23 protein-coding genes are annotated in these 19031 nt (G+C 41.7%); 19 read left to right on the forward strand and 4 right to left on the reverse strand.

The annotated features are described in order from the left end of the window. Positions 1-3 precede the first annotated feature (3 nt). The 14 genes from AB1K91_RS07540 to AB1K91_RS07605 all read left to right on the forward strand — a co-directional run bounded on the left by AB1K91_RS07540 (position 4) and on the right by AB1K91_RS07605 (position 12177). A complete protein-coding gene (locus tag AB1K91_RS07540; RefSeq protein ID WP_413089162.1) occupies positions 4-1152 on the forward strand; it encodes a family 43 glycosylhydrolase in 1149 nt (382 codons plus the stop codon). Positions 1153-1332: 180 nt separating this feature from the next. Next, on the forward strand, positions 1333-2508 hold the full coding sequence (locus AB1K91_RS07545; protein WP_413089163.1) for a YhgE/Pip domain-containing protein: 1176 nt from the start codon (positions 1333-1335) through the stop codon (positions 2506-2508). 42 nt (positions 2509-2550) lie between these two features. Then, the gene (locus tag AB1K91_RS07550) at positions 2551-3090 is read left to right on the forward strand and encodes a PadR family transcriptional regulator (RefSeq protein ID WP_413089164.1); all 540 of its coding nucleotides are present in this window, start codon (positions 2551-2553) and stop codon (positions 3088-3090) included. A 292-nt stretch (positions 3091-3382) separates the two neighbouring features. Then, on the forward strand, positions 3383-4207 hold the full coding sequence (locus AB1K91_RS07555) for a dihydrodipicolinate synthase family protein (protein ID WP_413089165.1): 825 nt from the start codon (positions 3383-3385) through the stop codon (positions 4205-4207). A 33-nt stretch (positions 4208-4240) separates the two neighbouring features. Further along, complete coding sequence (locus AB1K91_RS07560) at positions 4241-4369, forward strand: hypothetical protein (RefSeq protein ID WP_413089166.1); 129 nt, start codon at positions 4241-4243, stop codon at positions 4367-4369. After that, positions 4366-5643: a M24 family metallopeptidase gene (locus tag AB1K91_RS07565; protein WP_413089167.1), complete on the forward strand. Its 1278-nt coding sequence runs from the start codon at positions 4366-4368 to the stop codon at positions 5641-5643. Before AB1K91_RS07560 ends, AB1K91_RS07565 begins: the two co-directional genes overlap by 4 nt. Before the next feature lie 33 nt (positions 5644-5676). Next, complete coding sequence (locus AB1K91_RS07570; protein WP_413089168.1) at positions 5677-5976, forward strand: hypothetical protein; 300 nt, start codon at positions 5677-5679, stop codon at positions 5974-5976. A 329-nt stretch (positions 5977-6305) separates the two neighbouring features. Beyond that, entirely contained in the window at positions 6306-7586 is a 1281-nt protein-coding gene (locus AB1K91_RS07575) for a M20/M25/M40 family metallo-hydrolase (RefSeq protein ID WP_413089304.1), read from the forward strand. Further along, positions 7570-8400: a DUF3100 domain-containing protein gene (locus AB1K91_RS07580; protein WP_413089169.1), complete on the forward strand. Its 831-nt coding sequence runs from the start codon at positions 7570-7572 to the stop codon at positions 8398-8400. Before AB1K91_RS07575 ends, AB1K91_RS07580 begins: the two co-directional genes overlap by 17 nt. Further along, complete coding sequence (locus AB1K91_RS07585; RefSeq protein ID WP_413089170.1) at positions 8381-8866, forward strand: hypothetical protein; 486 nt, start codon at positions 8381-8383, stop codon at positions 8864-8866. The genes AB1K91_RS07580 and AB1K91_RS07585 overlap by 20 nt, the downstream gene beginning before the upstream one ends. 396 nt (positions 8867-9262) lie before the next feature. Further along, the gene (locus tag AB1K91_RS07590; RefSeq protein ID WP_413089305.1) at positions 9263-9706 is read left to right on the forward strand and encodes an SRPBCC family protein; all 444 of its coding nucleotides are present in this window, start codon (positions 9263-9265) and stop codon (positions 9704-9706) included. A gap of 498 nt (positions 9707-10204) precedes the next feature. After that, positions 10205-10633, forward strand: coding sequence for a DinB family protein (locus tag AB1K91_RS07595; protein WP_413089171.1), 429 nt, complete (start codon positions 10205-10207; stop codon positions 10631-10633). Between the two features lie 29 nt (positions 10634-10662). Next, entirely contained in the window at positions 10663-11031 is a 369-nt protein-coding gene (locus AB1K91_RS07600) for a VOC family protein (RefSeq protein WP_413089172.1), read from the forward strand. 117 nt (positions 11032-11148) lie between these two features. Then, positions 11149-12177 carry a DUF2332 domain-containing protein gene (locus tag AB1K91_RS07605; RefSeq protein ID WP_413089173.1) on the forward strand — a complete coding sequence of 343 codons (1029 nt, stop codon included), beginning with the start codon at positions 11149-11151 and terminating at the stop codon, positions 12175-12177. 34 nt (positions 12178-12211) lie between these two features. On the opposite strand, the gene AB1K91_RS07610 is transcribed toward AB1K91_RS07605, so the two are convergent. From AB1K91_RS07610 to AB1K91_RS07620, 3 genes are read right to left on the reverse strand one after another with little or no spacing between them, the layout of a single operon-like run. Continuing rightward, positions 12212-13630: a serine hydrolase domain-containing protein gene (locus AB1K91_RS07610; protein ID WP_413089174.1), complete on the reverse strand. Its 1419-nt coding sequence runs from the start codon at positions 13628-13630 to the stop codon at positions 12212-12214. Positions 13631-13633: 3 nt separating this feature from the next. Then, a complete protein-coding gene (locus AB1K91_RS07615; protein ID WP_413089175.1) occupies positions 13634-14131 on the reverse strand; it encodes a hypothetical protein in 498 nt (165 codons plus the stop codon). After that, positions 14131-14463, reverse strand: coding sequence for a PadR family transcriptional regulator (locus AB1K91_RS07620; protein WP_413089306.1), 333 nt, complete (start codon positions 14461-14463; stop codon positions 14131-14133). The genes AB1K91_RS07615 and AB1K91_RS07620 overlap by 1 nt, the downstream gene beginning before the upstream one ends. A 150-nt stretch (positions 14464-14613) precedes the next feature. Between AB1K91_RS07620 and AB1K91_RS07625 the strand changes: the two genes are divergently transcribed. The 5 genes from AB1K91_RS07625 to AB1K91_RS07645 all read left to right on the forward strand — a co-directional run bounded on the left by AB1K91_RS07625 (position 14614) and on the right by AB1K91_RS07645 (position 18516). After that, entirely contained in the window at positions 14614-15093 is a 480-nt protein-coding gene (locus tag AB1K91_RS07625; protein ID WP_413089176.1) for a GNAT family N-acetyltransferase, read from the forward strand. Positions 15094-15273: 180 nt separating this feature from the next. Next, the gene (locus AB1K91_RS07630) at positions 15274-16134 is read left to right on the forward strand and encodes an SDR family oxidoreductase (RefSeq protein ID WP_413089177.1); all 861 of its coding nucleotides are present in this window, start codon (positions 15274-15276) and stop codon (positions 16132-16134) included. Between the two features lie 67 nt (positions 16135-16201). Beyond that, positions 16202-16852, forward strand: a complete 651-nt coding sequence (locus AB1K91_RS07635) for a DUF421 domain-containing protein (RefSeq protein ID WP_413089178.1) — start codon at positions 16202-16204, stop codon at positions 16850-16852. A 341-nt stretch (positions 16853-17193) separates the two neighbouring features. Continuing rightward, a complete protein-coding gene (locus tag AB1K91_RS07640; protein WP_413089179.1) occupies positions 17194-17700 on the forward strand; it encodes a DUF3231 family protein in 507 nt (168 codons plus the stop codon). 177 nt (positions 17701-17877) lie between these two features. Next, positions 17878-18516 (forward strand): FMN-dependent NADH-azoreductase, encoded by a 639-nt coding sequence (locus AB1K91_RS07645; RefSeq protein WP_413089180.1) that lies wholly within the window; start codon positions 17878-17880, stop codon positions 18514-18516. A 38-nt stretch (positions 18517-18554) separates the two neighbouring features. Here the strand turns inward: AB1K91_RS07645 and AB1K91_RS07650 are convergent, their stop codons facing one another. After that, positions 18555-18923, reverse strand: coding sequence for a winged helix-turn-helix transcriptional regulator (locus tag AB1K91_RS07650; RefSeq protein WP_413089181.1), 369 nt, complete (start codon positions 18921-18923; stop codon positions 18555-18557). Positions 18924-19031: the final 108 nt, after the last annotated feature.

Raw genomic sequence — 19031 nt, forward strand, 5'->3', positions numbered from 1 at the left:
ACTATGATGAAAACGATGAATGTCGAAAGTGTCGAAGTTTATGCGAAGCAAGGAGAGATTATTAAGCTTCCGGAGACGGTAACGGTTTATATCGATGAGGATGTGGAAGCAGACTATCGGGTGTCGTGGGCAGATGTGCCGGATACGAGTAAGCCAGGAACCTACGAAATACAAGGCAAGTTTGAAATGGAAGAGTACCCAGAGCCGTTCATCGAACAGCGTGCGGATCCTTATATTCTAAAAGCGGAAGACGGATTCTATTATTTCACTGGCTCTTATCCCCAGTATGACAGAATCGTTCTGCGCCGCTCCAAGACGCTTGCAGGGCTGCGCGAAGCAGAGGAACATACAATCTGGAGGGCACATGCATCCGGTATATTGTCGGAGCATATTTGGGCGCCCGAGTTGCATCATATCGATGGAAAATGGTACATACATTTTGCCGCGGGAGATAAAGAAGATGTCTGGGCAATCCGTCCATATGTACTGGAATGTACAGGAGATCCGCTGTTTGATGAATGGACGGAAAAAGGAGCAATCAATACCGATTTCCAGAGCTTTTCATTGGATGCAACAACATTCGAACATCAAGGCAGGCGCTTTCTGGTCTGGGCCCAGAAAACAGAGCATGACACGATTTCCAATCTTTATATCGCGGAAATGGAGACTCCTTGGAGGTTAAAAGGCGAGCAAGTCCTGATTGCAAAGCCTGAGCATGATTGGGAAAGAGCAGGCTTTGACGTTAATGAAGGCCCGGCTTTCCTACATCGTCACGGGAAAGTATTCCTGACTTTCTCTGCGAGCGCAACGGATGATCGCTACGCGATGGGGCTTTTACATGCAGATGAAAACGCGGATCTGCTTGATCCAGCCTCTTGGACGAAACTACCCGACCCTGTGCTGACGAGTTCAGAAAATACGAAGCTTTATGGACCGGGCCATAACAGCTTTACCGTGACGGAAGAAGGCTTCGATTTGCTTGTTTATCATGCCAGATCATATAAAGAGATAGAAGGAAATCCGTTATATGATCACAATCGCCATGCTCGCATCCAGCGTTTCTTTTGGAAGGATGGAATGCCGTATTTCGGTGAACCAGGGTTGAAGTTCGAGACAATCAGCAAGCCAAAAGCAGTTATTATAATTGAATAAGTGAAAGCCCTTATACGCTCCTAGTATAAGGGCTTTTTTTTGTACTTTTTGTGAATAAATAAAACCCTTATTGACTTTCGACAGAAAGAGCAATAGAATGATAAGTGCTCTAACGAAAGTACTCTAATTTGAGTACTACAAATAAACTAATTTACATCTTATTTAAGGAAGGATGCAAAAATGAAATTTAGTCAGTTTTTGAAAAATAAAGGTGCTATTGCAGCTATTTTCATGGGGATTTTATATGCGGTCTTCATGCTTGGGATCTTCCTGCCTGGTTACTCAGCAATCCCTGGCAATGTCGATCAATTAAAAGTTGCCATCGTCAATGACGATGTAGGAGAAGTCGGTGCCACCATTGCAGGCCAGCTATCTGAAAAGCTGCCTTTCAAAGATATTGAGACAAATTTGACGAATAAGGAAGCTTTAAAGGATTTAGAGAAAAATGACTTAGCATTGGTCGTTCACATTCCGGAGAATTTCTCGGAAAATGTACAAAGCGGGGAGGCATCCTCCAGTATCGACTTTACGATCAATGAAGCAGGAGCAACTACCGTTTCTTCCACAATGAGCTCGGTCGTTGGACAGATCAATGATCAATTGAGCACCCAGTTTTCCAAACAGACGGCAGAAGGTGTGTTGATGAACTTCAATGTACCGGAGGATCAAGCTGCTGAATTGAGCGATAAGATTGAAACTGCATATCAAGGAAACATCGTCACTATCAATGAAATGCCAGATGGCATGAATAACAACATGCTGCCTATGTTCCTGACAATGGCTGGTTATGTTGGTGCGATGATTGGTGCGATGCAATTAGTAGGTGCATTTAAAGAAAGTAAAGGAAAAGCGAGCAGAGCGCGTCTATTCCTATATGTCCAACTGACTGCATTAATCATTGCGGTATTAGGTGCATTGGTTGCGACCGGAATCGTCTACTTGGTGAATGATCCAGGCGGCGATGTGTACTTCGGTATGCTTGGGCAGCAAATCTTGAACTATATGGTATGCTTCAACTTCACAGCCATCTTCATCTTCTTGCTTGGTCAAGGCGGTATGCTGCTGAACTTGCCAGTATTGTTGATGCAGACACTAGCAAATGGAGCTACTATGTCACGTGAAATGATGTACGCGCCATACGAATGGATGAGTCATATTTCACCGATGTACTATTCTGTTCAAGCCTACTTTGCCAACCTATTCGGAAGCACAAGTCCAAGTCCATTCATCTGGTCAATGGTTGCAGTTGGAGGAGCCGCGATGCTGATTAACATCATCATTGTTGCTTTCCTTCATAAGCCGAAAGCTGAAGAAGCTGGAAATGTAAGAGAGGAAGCTATTAAAGCGACAGTCTAAATTTGATATAATAAAATCATCCTGCTTGAGGGAGCAAAGGGAATGTCCATTCAAATTTTCATACTCAGCAAATTGATGGAGGATAATACGTATCCTTATAAATTAAAAAAGCAGCTATCAGAGCCTATCCCATTGGATAAGCTTGGCGGATTGACAGAAAGCAAACTGTACTATCACTTTGATTCGTTAGCAAAGCAAGGATTGATCGAGGCAGTTGAAATCATCAAAGAAGAACATCGTCCCGATAAGCAAGTGTTCCAAATTACAGCCAAGGGTCGCGAAGAACTGCCGAAAAAAATCTATAAAGTCATGAAAAACACGGATAAGATAAGTGATATGATCGTTTGCCTGGCTAATATCAAATATGTCGATCGCAGCAAAGTTGTCAGTATCCTGGAAGATAAGTTAGAAAAGATTACAGATCGCTGGGAGCAAGTCAAAGCATTCGATAAACTTGTCCAAAGGGATGCAGATAAAGAACAGTTCATTGACTTTATCAGCAGCTATGTAACGACAAGAAATGAACATACCATTCATTGGCTGGAAGAGTTAATCAAGCGAGTGAAACAAGGAGATTTTTAATATTGATGTCTGATATACACAGCAAGGGCCCATGGCTTTTGCTGTGTATTTTTTTGGTTGTGAAGCTATGGTAAAAACCTGCCTTATGAAAATGCAGAAGGAACGAATTAATTATAATTCGTTCCTTCTATCTCTTTTTAAATCAAAATATTGGGAATTTGAGGTCTGTACAAAGTACTTATCTTCCTTTATCGTTTGCAGTAGTTGCGTCCGTATTACGCAGTGAGTTAACCGATATTCCTGCTGCATGTTGGCAATAACAATAAATTAATTTGCGAACGGAGGAATTTATATGTTGAACGAAAACTATCACATTGCTGTACCAACTGCTTTTTATAATGATGAGACTTTAAATGTGGAAGGAACGATAAGCCATATTAAGTATTTATATCGGCAGGGTGTTCGATCTGTATTCGTTTGCGGATCCACAGGTGAACAGCATAGCCTCAGTCTTAGTGAAAAAATAGAATTGCTGGATGCTGTTAATAAGAATCGTGAGTTGACCAGTAATATGGAGATTATCTTTGGCGTGGCTTCCATTAGACAAAAGGAAGCCGAATTGCTAGCTAAGCATGTAAGTGAGACAAATATTGCTGCCATCATGATAGGGTATCCTCCCTATATAAGACCTTCTCAGGAAGAAGCTTTCCACTATACAAAGAGTCTAGTTACTATATCAGGTAAGTATGCGATCCTCTATAACAATCCGGGGAGAACAGGTTTTGATTTACAAGTCGATACCATAAACAAATTAGCAAGAATGAAGGAAGTTATAGGTATCAAAGAAGCAGGTGATAAAAACAAAATCGAAAAATTGAGAATTGATAGTGATAAACACTTCTACATTTACGCTGGAGGAGAGCAAGATTTAGAAGCTAATGTAAAACACGGTTTTAACCGTTTGTCCTCTATAGCCGGTAATGTAGCGCCAATTGAAATTGAAAACTGGTTTGAAGCGTTGTTAAAAGGTCAGGATTTAGAAGGACAGGAAAAACAAAAGGTGGAGAATGTACTTAAAAGGGTCTACTCTGGTACACCAATAATCAATCTAAGAGAGGAACTAAACAGTCAAGGTGCAATGTTAGGAACTAGCAGAAGTCCAATTGGTAATCAATAAAGCAATTAGTCCTTAAACAAGAAGGAGATTAACATGGAAAATATTATGGATAGAGTACGTTATCGTGAAGTAACAGCACCTGTCGAGACATCTGCTGCTATTCCAGTTGATTTAACAGATGAAACCATGCAGCTTCATAAGAAAAAATACTTGCTCGGATGAACGAAGAGAATTTGGATGTTCTATTCGTTTATGGGGACCGCGAACACGGCACTAACTTTGGCTATCTTACTGGATTCGAACCCAGATTTGAAGAAGCAGTTTTGGTTTTACATAGTCACGGAGGCACCTATTTGTTATTAGGTAACGAATCTCTCCGCATGAAGCAATACAGTCGAATAGATGCTGAAGCCATCCATGTACCATATTTCTCTCTTCCCAATCAGCCGATGCAGACTGACAAAACATTTGCAGAGCTTATCGAGCCTGCCGGAATAAAAGAAGGGATGCATGTTGGAATAGCTGGGTGGAAAATGTTCACAAGTAATAATGAGGATAACACGCAGCTATTCGATACACCTTATTTTATCGTAAATGCTGTTAAGGAACTTGTTAGTCATACAGGTAGTGTTATTAATGCAACTTCATTATTTATTCATCCGGGTGATGGTGCGCGTACAATAATGAATGCAAATGAAATAGCGCATTATGAATTTGGAGCTTCGCTTGCATCGTCTCGAATTTTGCGAATGCTGGATAAAGTAGAACCAGGAATAACAGAATTGGAGCTTGCAGACGAATTAGCCGCTTATGGACAGCCAACTAACGTACAGACGATTTGCGCTGCTGGTGATCGATTTACGAACGCGGTAGTGGCTCCTAGAGCTAAGAAAGTTGAGATTGGAGATAAATTTTCAGCTACATTAGGTTATCGAGGAGGACTCACAAACCGATCTGCTTATATTGTTTCTTCTGCTGAAGAACTGCCAGCAGACGTTTCAGATTACATCGACGCAGTTGCTAAGCCTTATTATGCAGCCAGTGCTGCTTGGTATGAAAATGTGAAGATAGGTATGTCCGGTGGAGAACTGTATGAAATAATCGAGTCTGTCCTGCCCCAATCAGAATATGGATGGAAGCTCAATCCGGGCCACTTAACCGCCGGGGAAGAATGGATGTCTTCACCTATCTATCCTAATTCGAAAATCAAATTGTCTAGCGGAATGATCTTCCAAGTAGATATCATTCCTAGTATTTCAGGATACGGTGGAGCAAATGCTGAAGATGGTATAGCCCTCGCGGACGAAGAGCTAAGGGCTGAGTTAGCTGAGTACTATCCAGAATTATGGAAAAGATTTCAGACGCGGAGACATTATATGAGCCAAACATTAGGTATCCAGCTTCATCCGGAAGTGCTTCCAATGTCCACAATGAATGGGTATTTTCGTCCGTATTTGTTAAAGAAAAACTTTGCCTTTACACTGAGCCATCCGTAATCCGAAAGACTATAATTTCAGAGAGAAATATTCATGACACCGAATTCAATTGTTGTCCTGAACATGGCAAGTGATGGATGCAATGCGTTATCTATGGATACTAAATTACACATAATGATGGGAAGAGCCCTTTATGTAGTCTTAAGATATGATTACTACTTTAAGGGCTTTTTTTCCTGGAAGGATAATATTGAAGTACATATTATTACTTATATTAATTTAACTGTTTCCCGCAGCGCAGGGATTAAGAAAGTTGAATCCGTTTGTTTCCTCAGTAAAACAGAAATTGATTATATATTACCAAAGTACGCAGCTATTGGCAGCAGCTTCTAATCTAGGGACTTATCTAGGCACCGAAGTTTAGGTGCTATTGATTATATATTAAATGCAAGGGACGGAGCAAGATAGAATAATAGCTTATGCACCGTTTGAAAGAGTACAGTTATACGAACTCGTCTATGTTTGCATGTAGTAGTTTTGAAGAGTCTCTATGTCAAGTGCAATAGAATAAATCCGAACATTAACGAATTTAAATTGATTGTTAAAACATTATAGTTCGGTTTTAGCTTAGTAAATTACATATATTCTATTGACTCTCTTCGATAATAATAGTTAAATTAGTCTTAATTATTAAAATTTTTATTGAATGGAGGCGGATTTTTCTGTTGAGTACACATTACGAGCAAATCAAGAAATTGGGGGAGTCCATTTACGCCAACCCTGAATTGGGTTATAAGGAGAAACGTACAAAACAGATTGTTATTGACTATCTGAATGACTGCAATCCGGAATGTACCATTCAGGAATTCAGTACTACCGGACTGCGGACAACGCTAGGTGAAGGAAAAAAACTGCATATGGCGTTTGTGGCGGAATTGGATGCCGTCTATGCACCGACGCACTTCCGAGCGGATCCGGATACCGGTGCTGCGCATAACTGCGGGCATTACACACAAGTTGCCATAGCACTTGCTCTTTATCGGCAGCTAGTCGAAACGAAAGTATATGAACAGTTCGATTACACCATCAGTTTCATTTTCGTTCCTGCCGAAGAATATCTGGATCTTACTTTTCGTGATGAACTGATGGTGAAGGGGGTCATCACGCATTACGGCGGAAAACCGGAAGCGATGAAGCTTGGCATTTTCGATGATATCGACTTAAGCATCTGTGTCCATGCAATAGGCGGGGAATTTACGAAAAGGACAATCGAGATTGACTGTGATTTAGCAGGATTTTTATATAAACGATACACTTTTAAAGGTAAATCGACACATGCCGGATTCGATCCTTTTTCATCCGTTAATGCCTACAATATGTCCACGCTGTTCCACACGGCGATCAGTCTAGGTCGGCAGCAGCTCGACGAAAAGGAAAAGGTGCGGCTTAATCCGATTGTGATGGAGTCAGATATGTCAACGAATGTCATACCGAATCGTATAAAGGTAGGCACCGATCTGCGTACACTCTCGACACCCTATATGCAAGCTGTCGCAAAACGTTTGGATGCGGCTGCGCAGGGCAGTGCGATGGCGCTGCAGGGTGAGGTGGATATCGATACACAAATGGGATATCTGCCGTTTCAGCAGGACCGTTATTTATCCACCTTCGTAAAAGCTGCTTATGAAGAGAATGAACAAATCGAGGCGATTCTCGAAGACAACAGCATCAGTGCTGCTGGCGATATCGGGGATCTATCTTTCATGATGCCATGTATCCAAATCGGCTACAGCGGTTTTACCGGTACGATTCATGGTGATGATTTCATCGACATAGATCCGGATTATATCTATGATATCTTTCCAGGATTCCTATTCCAAGTGCTGGATAAAATGAATGGCAAGATTGACAAAACCAAGCTGTATAAAAGGTCTTATGAGCAGTATGTAAAGCTGATCCAAGACATCTTGGAAGAGAAGGAGGAACATGGGATTGAAGCGTAATTATGTTATTTTACTTATCTTTGCACTTATCGTCATTACCGCAGCAGAAATGATCGGGACACAATCCCTGTCATTTGGTACTTTCTCCATTTCTTTGCTGCCGCTTGCTTTTGCAATTTTGATAACGATGGTTCTCGGCTTGCCGATCTTTCGCAAAGGATTTCTCCAAAGAATATACAGCAAGGAGAATGTACAATTCTCCAGCAAATATCTGATTTTCATCATGCTGCCGCTGATGGCAAGGTATGGGGCAGATGTCGCTCCGCAGCTTAGGGAAATCCTAAACGTCGGCTGGGTATTCATCGCCCAAGAACTCGGCAATCTCGGAACGGTGTTATTAGGTTTGCCTGTGGCGCTGCTTATAGGGTTGCGCCGTGAAGCAATCGGGGCGACGCTCGGTCTTGGACGTGAAGGAGAGCTTGCTTACATATCGGAAAAATACACACTTGAATCAAAAGAAGGACAGGGAGTGCTGTCCCTTTATATTATCGGAACACTTTTTGGAACTATTTTCTTCAGTCTGATTGCACCAATTATGCTTGATATCGGCTTCCGCGTCGAAGCATTGGCGATGGCATCCGGAGTAGGTTCTGCTAGTATGATGACGGCTTCATCTGCGACATTGATCGAGCGTGTTCCAGGAATGGAAAGCACCATCCTTGGTTATGCCGCTGCAAGTCAATTACTGACGAGTTTCCTTGGGACATTCACGATGGTATTCCTAGCCGTACCGCTGCAGCGCTTCCTTTACAATAAGCTGACAAGAAAGAAAAAACAGCAGGAGGTACCAGACGATGTCCATGCAGCTGAATAAATACGTAAAATATGGCCTTATCATTTTGCTTAGTACCGCTTTGATCCTTTTCACCCAGCAAATCAAGCTGCTGAAGAATCCTGACTCTACACCAGTTGAATGGATGACAATCATGGGGCTTCTGACATTATGGTTATTTTCGATGATTGGTGTACTACTGTCTGATTTGATGAAAAAAGCACCAGTAAAGTTTCTGCAGGAATTCCCGATGCTCGGCTGGGTCGCAGTCACTTCCCTTATTCTCTGTATATGTTTTGATTTCTTTGTGGAGGCAATCGGCTATGTTGACTTTCTCTCCATTACGACTCCTATTCTCACTTTTGCTGGAATCTCAGTGGTGGATCGTTTAGTCGATTTGCGCAAGACCTCTTGGAAGGTCGGTATTGTAGCTGTATTCGTCTTTACGGGGACATATGTCGGAAGTGCGCTGTTATCAGAATTAGGATTGTTTTTGGCAGGCAAATGAGCTGGAGGGCATCCTCCAGCTTTTTTACATTGACGGCTTTGGCCCCATGGTTAAGAAAAAGGGAGATTGGGTTATCTGCCAGGGTTGCCGCTGGCTTTCGACAAGTCAGTCTTTGTTCAAGTTTTACAAGCTTGATGACTACGAGTGATCCAGAATCGATACGGGCTTCCGGGTTAAAAAGAAAAGGTTTATTTGAGATTGATATGGAAGTATGCACTACTTAATGTATTTGCTATTATAAACTTAACTCCATATCAATTTTGGACACAATGCAATACTAAAAGGGATGTTGATCATACCGGGTCTGATGTGGTTTATAATGCAAGGAATATATCATAGCTTATTGCGAGAAGGATATAATAGATGATAGACAAAGCTGAAAGTGAGTTGATTATGATGGATACCCAAGTAACTGCAAAAATGAAAATATATGATTCGACGAGTGAGGTATTTGATGCTATTGTTGACCCTGAAAGAATCGGGAACTTTTGGTTCTCCTCGAGTTCTGAGAGATGGAAGCAGGGAACATCCATTATATTGAAGTATGATGAATACAATGCAGAAGCTGCAATTCATGTATCGGAAGTTGTGGAAAATGAAAAAATTGTATTTTCATGGGGAGAAGAATCGCAGGAGAAAACGACCGTCACCATTACACTGAAGGAAGAAGATGAGAAAAGTACGATCATCGAAGTGAAAGAATCAGGATTCAAGGAAGAGGATCCTGATCTAGTAAGCAAGATGCTGGGACAAAAAGAAGGCTGGGTATACACATTAACATGTTTGAAGGCCTATTTAGAAAATGGCATCAGCAGCCTGAGGGCCTCCTTGATTCATTAAACATAAAACGTAAGGCTGTCGGGAAGGATCACGACAGCCTTTTATTTGTTTATATACGATTCTACTTAAGCTATTGTTTTTTCTATTAACGAATTTCAGCCGCTAAGTGAACCGCCCAGACGGACATGACTGCGGTTCGTCGAATAAGATTGCCACTTGCTTTCGTTTCCCCGATTCCATCGTCGTATCCAATTGCTCTGTTTGACGGCCTGGCATGATTTGGGATTATCTTTAATAATCAATCGTATTGGTCTACTGCTAGTTTCAGAATTACAGGAATTCTATCCGATGATAGCTCTCCTATATTGTTTCACCAGCGGGAATCTTAACTTTTCGAAATTGAAATCCTTTGCTGTTTCCGTGTCCGTTACTTTGATAGACGTGACGCATAGTTTAAGATCCACCAGTTTCCTTCGATCACTCTCTTTCCAATTATTGTTTTAGTTGATAGAATATTCTATATAAAATGACAAGAATTCTGCTCGAAGGGGTTATTTCATGTTCCGATATAGAAATGATGTCAGGAAAATTCTCATTCCATATTTGCAGAATCTTACGCCGCAACAATGGGATGCAAATGCTTACCATAATACGATTTCCTGGGTAATAGAGCATATGGCACAGACAGAGGATTATTGGATATTTCAGATCGGTCTGGGGGAAGGAAGCAGAATATCGGGAGATGATCAGCATCCTTTGGAACAGTACCTTTTAATTAGGGAACAAACCGATCAAGTATTATATTCCTTGCATCCAAAGGATTGGGACAGGTTGATTGATGTGCCTGATTTTTCAGATGGTTGGCAGCCTCCGTCCGACCCTACCATGAGCTGGCTGTTCCATCATGTTTATTCACATGAAGCGTACCATGCTGGTCAGATTGGGGTAATTGCCAGTTTGAATGGATTTGATGGACCTTTATTTTAGTATTAGAAAAAAACGTGGTGGTGATATACATGTTCAATACCGAATTGTTCGTGCAAAAGCTGGCTGCATCCGTTGTTTTCTATCGGTGTCTGTTAGGGAAGGGATGCGCTGAGCATAACGAGAAAAGGGCTCTTTTTAAGGCCGATGGGGGAGGTTCCTTATTGTTGACAGACGAAACCGTACTGAATGATGATCACTATTTTGCTGCAATGGCTGAATCCAAGAAGGGCAAAGGTGTGGAACTGATTCTTCCAGTCGTTGACGTAGAGATGGTATATAACAAATTTAACAGCCTTTACCCTAATCATATAGAATCGGAAATCAGGGCCCGACCATGGGGAAAACTTGATTTTCGCGTGGTCGATCCCGATGGCTATTATGTGCGGGTGACGTCATGAGATTTGAGAATTGAACTATTCATACACATTGAGAAGGACGTACAAGGAGTACGCTCCTTTTTGTTTAAAAAGGGTTTAATGGAACAGAGTAGAAAATATATAAGAGAGGGAAGGGATATGATGAAAAGCCTGGATATAATCGCAAATGAGTTCGTTGTTTTCTCCGTGAGAGAATGTGAAGGCTCCAGTCTCCTTTATGCAGAATTAGCTAACGGAGTATCCAGTGATATCGAATTGCTAGAGCTCTGTCAAAACGCACGCCCTGGTCAACCAATACCCAATTTGTTCTTCGGATCCGTGCATTATCTTCTGTTGAAAGGAAGACGTCATCCTTTGGAAAAATTCTATCCTAGTATTGTGAGTCATCCCAAAAATCCACAGGGTGCCTTTCCAGTATTCAAAAAGTTTTGTCTTTCTTATAAAGATGAGATTGTGCATTTGTTAAAAGAGAAGCTTGTCCAGACCAATGAAGTGAGACGCTGTGGCTACTTATATCCAATATTCTCGAAAATCTACGAGAGAACAAATAACCCGTTGGCATTGATGGAAATTGGTACAAGTGCAGGTTTTCAACTATTATGGGACAAATACGTTTACTCATACGGTTCTGACGATTGGTACGGTAACAGCGGTTCACATTTAAAAATCACCATGGATATAAAAGGAGATAATTTTCCGGAAGTAGCAAAACAATCACCAAAAGTAGGCATGCGAATAGGCTTCGACTTGAATATTGTAGATTTGCGCAACAAGGAGGACAAGTTATGGCTAAGATCACTTATCTGGCCCGAACATAAAGAGAGAGTTGCAATGTTCAATCAAGCAGTTGACTATGTGCTGCATAACGAACTGTCCTTGATAGAGGGGAATGGGTTGGACTTGATCAATCGTTATGTTGATGATATTCCGTTATCTAATACACTTTGCGTTTACCATACTCATGTTGCGAACCAATTATCTATAGATGATAAAAAGTTGTTATTAAGAAAGATTGAAACCATCGGGGCAACTAGAAACGTCTATCATATTTATAATAATATTCAAGATGCTAAGCTTCATCTGGATTACTATGAAAATGGGAAAGGGCACTTTTCCACCGTAGCTGAAACAGACAGTCATGGCTGGTATTTCTCATGGCTGATCTAAACTGGAAGAGCACACTGGATGATAATGTGCTCTTCTATTTTGCTGATTTACGAAAATAAGCCAAAAAGCAAATCATTCCGCTCATCACTATTAAAACTGCAAGCGACAGTGTCAGGAAAGCTATATCGGGAGCAAATATCGAGATGCTTCTCCATGGTGACTGTGTCATATAGATCAAGATTGGTATGATAATGACTCCTAGTACCAAGGAAAGTGTGCCTATTATAAGCAATCCCTTCTTCCTGTTGAGGTTTTTTCTTTTTATTATCAAAAAAATCGTCCATAGAAAAAGTGCCGTTAACAACAAGCACAAAATAAGTTGAAAGGTTGGATGGTAGCTAGGGATGTTTCCAGGTTTATGGTCGTGCATAATATCAATGATACCTTGCTTAAGCAGTGGCAGGGAAGTTTCTTCGAAGATGTGATTTTTATTCGTTAATATGATAGCTCCCCAATCTTCCTCTGGAATATAGAATAATTCAGCATGAGCATCTGGTGTGGATCCGGAGTGCCAGATAATATCCTGTCCGGAATCCAGCTTGGTATGCCGAAGTCCAAAACCGTAATAGACATCAGATTTTCTTTCGTAGAGTTTTTCGGTGTATCTATTTAAAATGGAGGCGCCTACATCTTCGTTGTGCCTGCCCAAGAGCAGTAAGATGAATTGTGTCATATCCTTTGTGCTTGAAGTGATCGTGCTGTATGGTGCGCCGCTATTGTCGTATGCCACCTTGCTTTTAACCGGAAAACCGAACCAGGATTGGTAGCCTGAGCGATAACCAGTACGATTGGCTGCATCCTCATCGGCTGCAGTATGTGTCATTCCAAGAGGTGTAAAAATATGTTGCTGCATATAGTCAGCAAAACTTTGCTTTGTTACCTCTTCGATGATAGCCCCAAGAATCAAATAATTTGCAGCACTATACTGATGAACGGAACCTGGTTCTTTGGTAAGTGATATGCCGGACAGTCTCTGGGCAATTTTCTTTAATTCAATTTGTTCGGCAATTCCTATATCGGAAATTTTTAATCCGTCATAGCTGCTGATGCCGCTTGTATGCGTCAGCAAATGACGTATCGTGATACGATTTTCTGCGCCATGTAAGTGCAGGGAAGGCAGAAAATCACTTATATGATCATCAAGTGAAAGCCGTCTCTCATCGATTAGCTCAGCGATTGCCAGACCGGTGAAGGATTTACTGATGGAACCTATAGCAAAAGGAGTTTGGGAGGTGACGGGCTGTTCATCTTCCCCTGTAACACCCCAGTTATATGTATACACTGTCTCGCCTTTGCTAACGATGGAAATGGATGCACCGGGTATTTTTTCTTGTTCCAGATACCTCTCCAAGTAGTCTGTCAATTTGATATCTTTGTTTGTTTCTGCTTGGACAGAGTATGGAAAGAGCATGAAGCAGATAATGAGTAGGAAGCCAGGGAAAATATGCTTCATCGTTTAGGACCTGTTCATTCTTCTAAAACCGTAAAAGCTTATGAAAGATGTGATGATTGCTGCAGCAAGCAAACTAATCATGACAAGTGTGGTATTCCACCATAAATTATCTGAGATGTTGTAAAGAATATTGTAGTTGAAGTCAGCATTGTCATATGCCGGACTGAATGATGGTGTGAGGAACATGGATAATATGAGCTGGGATAATAAATATGTCGTGATAAAAGATGAAAATCCCAGAAGATAATGCTTCCTTGATAAGGATCTTTTATGTTGGGAAGCAGTTCGTGTCTGATTTATTTCTAAGTAATCCTTAACGAATTCTGCTGGTGTTTCCAAGTCTTCAAGTGGATCGATGCCATGCAGTCTGGATTCCTCCATATGTTCCAGGAGCTGTTGTTCGATGAGATGAATTTGTTCCTTCGCAGCCTTTCTGCTGATTAACTCCTGAGAGACATTCTTCAAATACTCCTTTTCTTTCCATGTAAGTTCTACATCCATTACAATTCCTCCTCATTATTCGTGAGTAAAGCCTTGATATTGGTCTGCAGTTCTATCCAATCACCGATGATTTTCTCTAAATGCTTTTCACCGTGCTGATTGATGGTGTAGTAGATACGTGCTTTACCGTTATCGGTAATTTCGCTGCTGACATCTACCCATTGCTGCTCCTTTAATTTGGTTAGGATAGGGTAAATGCTGCTGACTCCTTTCAGTTTTAAGTTATACTTCTCCAGTTCTTTCATAATTTCATACCCATAGCTTTTTTGCTTCTTCAGAATCGATAATACACACATTTCCAAGTGACCTTTGAGTAAGCTGGTTTTGTTCATAGCATAAGGATAAAACAATTATATATTTCAATCAAGTATATAGTTGTTTTGATTATAAAATGGGGGTGTGTAATCTGATTCAAAAGTTCTTGATTAATGACAAGATTCAGTTTAAATTTAGTTCATCAAAAAATGAAAATGGAGAAAAATATGAAACTGATACGCTTTCAAGAAGAGCATACGAATGTAGTCAATACGTATTCATTATCAGAAGAACAACTGCGATTTACCGGCCACCCAGCCAAGAGCATCCCGCTATGCAGGGAGGAACCGAACCGCCATGCCATTTTGGGGATGGACGAAAACCGTCTTGTGACTTATTTCTTATTACATGAACAGGAGGGTGTGCAGCCTTTTTCGGATAATCCCAATGCCATACTTTTACGCACGCTCTCCACGGATTATCATCACCTGGGGAAAGGATACGGTAAAGCTGCGCTGCTGCAGCTTCCGGAATTTGTCCAGATTCAATTCCCTCATATAGACGAGATTGTACTTGCAGTGAATGAAGCCAATGAATTTGCCCGTAAGCTGTATGGAAAATATGGTTACCAGGACACCGGCCGACGAGTAATGGGTTCAAAAGGGATCCTGATCGTGATGAGCTATCCGTTAGCGGTTAAGGTATAAGCTTAGGTGAAACACTAGGATGATAATGATGCCTTTACTAAAGTGATGACGTGTAAACCAATCTCTGTCACTTTTTAAGTTTTAGGAAATGTCAAAGCGATCTGTTTGACAAAACCGGAACTGGTAACTATATTAATTACAAGTATCTGCGTTAATTACATCTATATGGAGGTTATACATATGAAAATTCTAGTAACTGGCGCCACCGGTAAGCTTGGCAGCAAAGTTGTAAAGAAACTGCTGGAAACAGTTCCGGCAGAGGACATTGCGGTAAGTGTCCGCAACCCGGAAAAAGCAGTGTCTCTTCGTACTCAAGGAGTGGAAATCCGTCGTGGGGATTTTGATGAACCTGCTTTACTGGATGAAGCATTTGCCGGAATAGATCGTCTTTTGCTCATATCTGCAGATGGAGACAACGAAACACGGATTCGCCAGCATACACAAGCAGTGGAAGCAGCTGTAAAGGCGAATGTGAAATTCATTGCTTATACTAGCCTGGTGAATGCACAGGAGAGCGATTTGTTCTTGGCCCCGACGCATAAGGCAACAGAGCAAGCCATCATGGATACAGGTATTCCTTACACTTTCCTGCGCAACAATTGGTATTTTGAGAACGAAGCAGCAAGTATTCAAGGCGTGCTTGCAGGTGCACCGTGGGTGACTTCTGCGGGAGACGGGAAAGTTGGCTGGGCTCTGCAGCAGGACTATGCGGAAGCGGCGGCAGCCGTGCTATCAGGAGAAGGTCATGAAAACAAAATCTATGAGCTGTCCGGACCACTCCTTAGCCAAGAAGAAATAGCCGCCGAAGTAGGAAAAGTCCTTGGCAAAGATGTTCAAGTACAGCAAGTCGATGACCAAGCTTATACAGGAGTCATGAAAGAAGCTGGTGTACCTGATTTCCTTCTGCCGATGCTCGTCGATATCCAAAAAGGAATCCGGGAAGGGGCCCTTGAAGTAGCAAGCGATGATTTTGAAAAATTGCTTGGCAGACCAGTGACACCGCTTCGTAAAGGAATCATTCAATTGAAAAATGCTCATTGATAATTAGAGTCAGCCTATAAGGGCTGGCTTTTTTAGATTTCAAGCATGTTTTTTGGTTTGAAGGGAGATGTTAAGAGAAACGAAGGTTGTGGAAGGTGAGTTGAAATTGGATTGGAACGTTATTTGGAAAGCTGTCCTTATTATTATCGTTGGTATATTACTGATCAGGTTTTCGGGGAGAAGGTCCATTTCTCAGATGACCATTTCCCAAACCGTCATCATGATATCGATTGGTACATTGCTGATCCAGCCAGTGAGCGGGAAAAACCTTTGGGGGACATTTGGCATTGCTGCAATTTTAATTTTTACATTGCATGTCATTGAATATATCCAATTAAAATGGGATAAGGCAGAATCCTTTTTTACTGGCAGAGCAAAAGTCATCATTGAGAATGGACAATTAGACGTACAAACACTTCAAAAATTGAAATTATCCGTGGATAAGCTGGAAATGCGTCTCCGGCAGCAAGGGATTTCCACCATTCAAGATGTTATGTGGGCCACTGTTGAGCCTAGCGGTCAGCTGGGCTATCTTTTGAAAGACAATAGACAACCAGCAACCAAGGGGGAAGTAGCCGAACTAAAAGAGATGATCGAAGGAATCTTAAAAGGAAATCAAAGTAACCCAAGCCCTCCGCCGGCACAAACGGCAGCATCCAATCTGTTTTCAGAAATCAAGGGTAAACATCAGCCTGAACCTCCTCAACAGCTGGACTGATGTTTTGAAAGGGGCATTTTCTTGCATATCCCTTTTGTATTCACTGCACACACTACATTTATTAAATAAGCGAACGCAATGGAAGGCATGCCGGAGTCTGTTATTGACCATTCAGCAATCGTAATCGGGCATAACGCCTCTTGCCCTCCAAGTGTTGTCCAAATTCCAAAATAGCAAGTGCAATTAGAGCAGAAGTATATCCATTGTCGTCAACACTTTTCCATTCTTTTTACCTGATGAAAGACATTCTTAAACATCTACATAAACTCGGTAAAACTGGTAATTCTAACAGTGTGCAAGGGAAAGGCGGCACGAGTATGAACTTGTTTAGGAGGATGACGATGGGAATTTTGAGCGGAAACCCGCAGGATGAGCCGTTGCATTATGGCGAAGTATACGGTTTGTGGACGTTTGTTCTGACGGGTAATAAAATGATCGCCAATCATCAGATGCTATTGAATCATGTTGGCGATGATGATTTGAAGAAATTGATCGGGGAAGCAATCGATGGAGGGCAGGCAGAGGTCAAGCAGGTTTCAGAAATACTGAAGGCAAATGGGGTTGCCCTGCCTCCGGCAGCACCGGAACCGCCGAAAGTGGAACTTGAATCGATCCCGGTCGGCGCACGCTTCATTGACCCGGATGTGGCAGCCACTGCATCGGCCGCTATTGCTGCCGGACTTGTCAGCTGCAGTACGATGATGGGGCAGTCGATCAGGGAAGATGTGGGAATGATGTTCGGACAGTTCCATACAAATAAAGCAATGCTTGGTGCAAAATTCTTGAAGCTGTTGAAGGAAAAAGGCTGGTTGATCCCGCCGCCACTGCATCAGGATAAAAAGGACTAAAGTGAAAGCAGCCTGAATCGGCTGCTTTTTTTGCTGCCATTCCCAATAGTATCATAAAAGATACTATGCCACTTTAAAGTGCGTACTTGCTGCTTTAGATAAAAAAATTAATAATAGATGTTAGGGGATTTAGGGGGAATACGAATCCTGAATGGGGAATAACGGAGGTTTTACAGAATGAACGTATTAATAGTCAAAGCAAATAACCGCCCGGCTTCCGAGGCGATTTCTAGTAAAATGTATGAAACTTTCATGCAGGAAATTGAAGGTGCAGAAAATCTTTCTGTCACTACTTATGATGTATTCGCAGAGGATACACCATATTTCGGCCAAGAGTTGTTCGATGCTTTTGGTAAAGTGCAAAACGGTGCGGAATTGAACGATACAGAGCAGCGTCTATTGGCAGCTAAACAAAAAGCGATGGATCTTCTGACAGCGGCTGATGTTGTTGTATTTGCGTTCCCGCTTTGGAACTTGACGATTCCTGCTAAATTGCAGACATTCATCGATTACGTTTATGCTGCTGGCTTTGCATTCAAATATGATGCAGAAGGCAACATGATCCAATTGATGACAGACAAAAAAGCAATCTTCCTGAACGCACGCGGCGGTGTATACTCTACACCTGAAGCTTCCACAATGGATATGTCTGTTAACTACATGCGCAATGTTTTCGGTGGTATCTTCGGAATGGAAATCATCGACGAAGTGATCATCGAAGGACATAACGCTTCTCCTAACGAAGCAGCTTCTATCGTTGAAGCTGGTCTTGCACAAGTGAAAGAAGCAGCGGCACGTTTGAAAAACCAAGCATAAATAAAAAAGATGAACTGGCGACAGTTCATCTTTTTTATTTATTTAGCTTCTGCTTGATCGTGTTTCTTTGATTGTTTATGAATCGTGTGCTTGGCTCCCCATTCATGCATTGCATGCAGAATCGGTTCGAGGCTTCTGCCATAGTCTGTAATGGAATATTCGACTTTTGGAGGAACTTGTGCGTACACCTTGCGCTCGATGATATCTTCTTCTTCCAATTCACGCAGCTGGTTTGTCAGCATCTTCTGCGTGATACCGGGTAAACTGCGTTTCAGTTCGTTAAAGCGCTGCGTACCATTTTTAAGCAAATGCAGCAGGATGACTGGTTTCCATTTTCCAACGAGGATTCCGAGCGCATCCGTCACCTTACACATTTCTGGCTCAATTTCTTCAGGTATATCCTTCATTTTCATATCCCCCAATCCACAGTATCTTTTTCTATACTATACCACTTTCAAGTGCGTACTTTCCAACAAGTGAGCTTTGGAGGATAATGGTTTTACGATAAAGAATAG

The sequence above is a fragment of the Terribacillus jepli genome, assembly GCF_047228925.1.
GTDB lineage: Bacteria > Bacillota > Bacilli > Bacillales > Amphibacillaceae > Terribacillus.

What these genes read in the sequence shown, in the direction of transcription:
- AB1K91_RS07540 (WP_413089162.1), top strand. Translation starts at nt 4, where the DNA reads ATGATGAAAACGATGAATGTCGAAAGTGTCGAAGTTTATGCGAAGCAA.
- AB1K91_RS07545 (WP_413089163.1), top strand. Translation starts at nt 1,333, where the DNA reads ATGAAATTTAGTCAGTTTTTGAAAAATAAAGGTGCTATTGCAGCTATT.
- AB1K91_RS07550 (WP_413089164.1), top strand. Translation starts at nt 2,551, where the DNA reads ATGTCCATTCAAATTTTCATACTCAGCAAATTGATGGAGGATAATACG.
- AB1K91_RS07555 (WP_413089165.1), top strand. Translation starts at nt 3,383, where the DNA reads ATGTTGAACGAAAACTATCACATTGCTGTACCAACTGCTTTTTATAAT.
- AB1K91_RS07560 (WP_413089166.1), top strand. Translation starts at nt 4,241, where the DNA reads ATGGAAAATATTATGGATAGAGTACGTTATCGTGAAGTAACAGCACCT.
- AB1K91_RS07565 (WP_413089167.1), top strand. Translation starts at nt 4,366, where the DNA reads ATGAACGAAGAGAATTTGGATGTTCTATTCGTTTATGGGGACCGCGAA.
- AB1K91_RS07570 (WP_413089168.1), top strand. Translation starts at nt 5,677, where the DNA reads ATGACACCGAATTCAATTGTTGTCCTGAACATGGCAAGTGATGGATGC.
- AB1K91_RS07580 (WP_413089169.1), top strand. Translation starts at nt 7,570, where the DNA reads ATGGGATTGAAGCGTAATTATGTTATTTTACTTATCTTTGCACTTATC.
- AB1K91_RS07585 (WP_413089170.1), top strand. Translation starts at nt 8,381, where the DNA reads ATGTCCATGCAGCTGAATAAATACGTAAAATATGGCCTTATCATTTTG.
- AB1K91_RS07590 (WP_413089305.1), top strand. Translation starts at nt 9,263, where the DNA reads ATGGATACCCAAGTAACTGCAAAAATGAAAATATATGATTCGACGAGT.
- AB1K91_RS07595 (WP_413089171.1), top strand. Translation starts at nt 10,205, where the DNA reads ATGTTCCGATATAGAAATGATGTCAGGAAAATTCTCATTCCATATTTG.
- AB1K91_RS07600 (WP_413089172.1), top strand. Translation starts at nt 10,663, where the DNA reads ATGTTCAATACCGAATTGTTCGTGCAAAAGCTGGCTGCATCCGTTGTT.
- AB1K91_RS07605 (WP_413089173.1), top strand. Translation starts at nt 11,149, where the DNA reads ATGATGAAAAGCCTGGATATAATCGCAAATGAGTTCGTTGTTTTCTCC.
- AB1K91_RS07610 (WP_413089174.1), bottom strand. Translation starts at nt 13,630, where the DNA reads ATGAAGCATATTTTCCCTGGCTTCCTACTCATTATCTGCTTCATGCTC.
- AB1K91_RS07615 (WP_413089175.1), bottom strand. Translation starts at nt 14,131, where the DNA reads ATGGATGTAGAACTTACATGGAAAGAAAAGGAGTATTTGAAGAATGTC.
- AB1K91_RS07620 (WP_413089306.1), bottom strand. Translation starts at nt 14,463, where the DNA reads ATGAACAAAACCAGCTTACTCAAAGGTCACTTGGAAATGTGTGTATTA.
- AB1K91_RS07625 (WP_413089176.1), top strand. Translation starts at nt 14,614, where the DNA reads ATGAAACTGATACGCTTTCAAGAAGAGCATACGAATGTAGTCAATACG.
- AB1K91_RS07630 (WP_413089177.1), top strand. Translation starts at nt 15,274, where the DNA reads ATGAAAATTCTAGTAACTGGCGCCACCGGTAAGCTTGGCAGCAAAGTT.
- AB1K91_RS07635 (WP_413089178.1), top strand. Translation starts at nt 16,202, where the DNA reads ATGTTAAGAGAAACGAAGGTTGTGGAAGGTGAGTTGAAATTGGATTGG.
- AB1K91_RS07640 (WP_413089179.1), top strand. Translation starts at nt 17,194, where the DNA reads ATGGGAATTTTGAGCGGAAACCCGCAGGATGAGCCGTTGCATTATGGC.
- AB1K91_RS07645 (WP_413089180.1), top strand. Translation starts at nt 17,878, where the DNA reads ATGAACGTATTAATAGTCAAAGCAAATAACCGCCCGGCTTCCGAGGCG.
- AB1K91_RS07650 (WP_413089181.1), bottom strand. Translation starts at nt 18,923, where the DNA reads ATGAAGGATATACCTGAAGAAATTGAGCCAGAAATGTGTAAGGTGACG.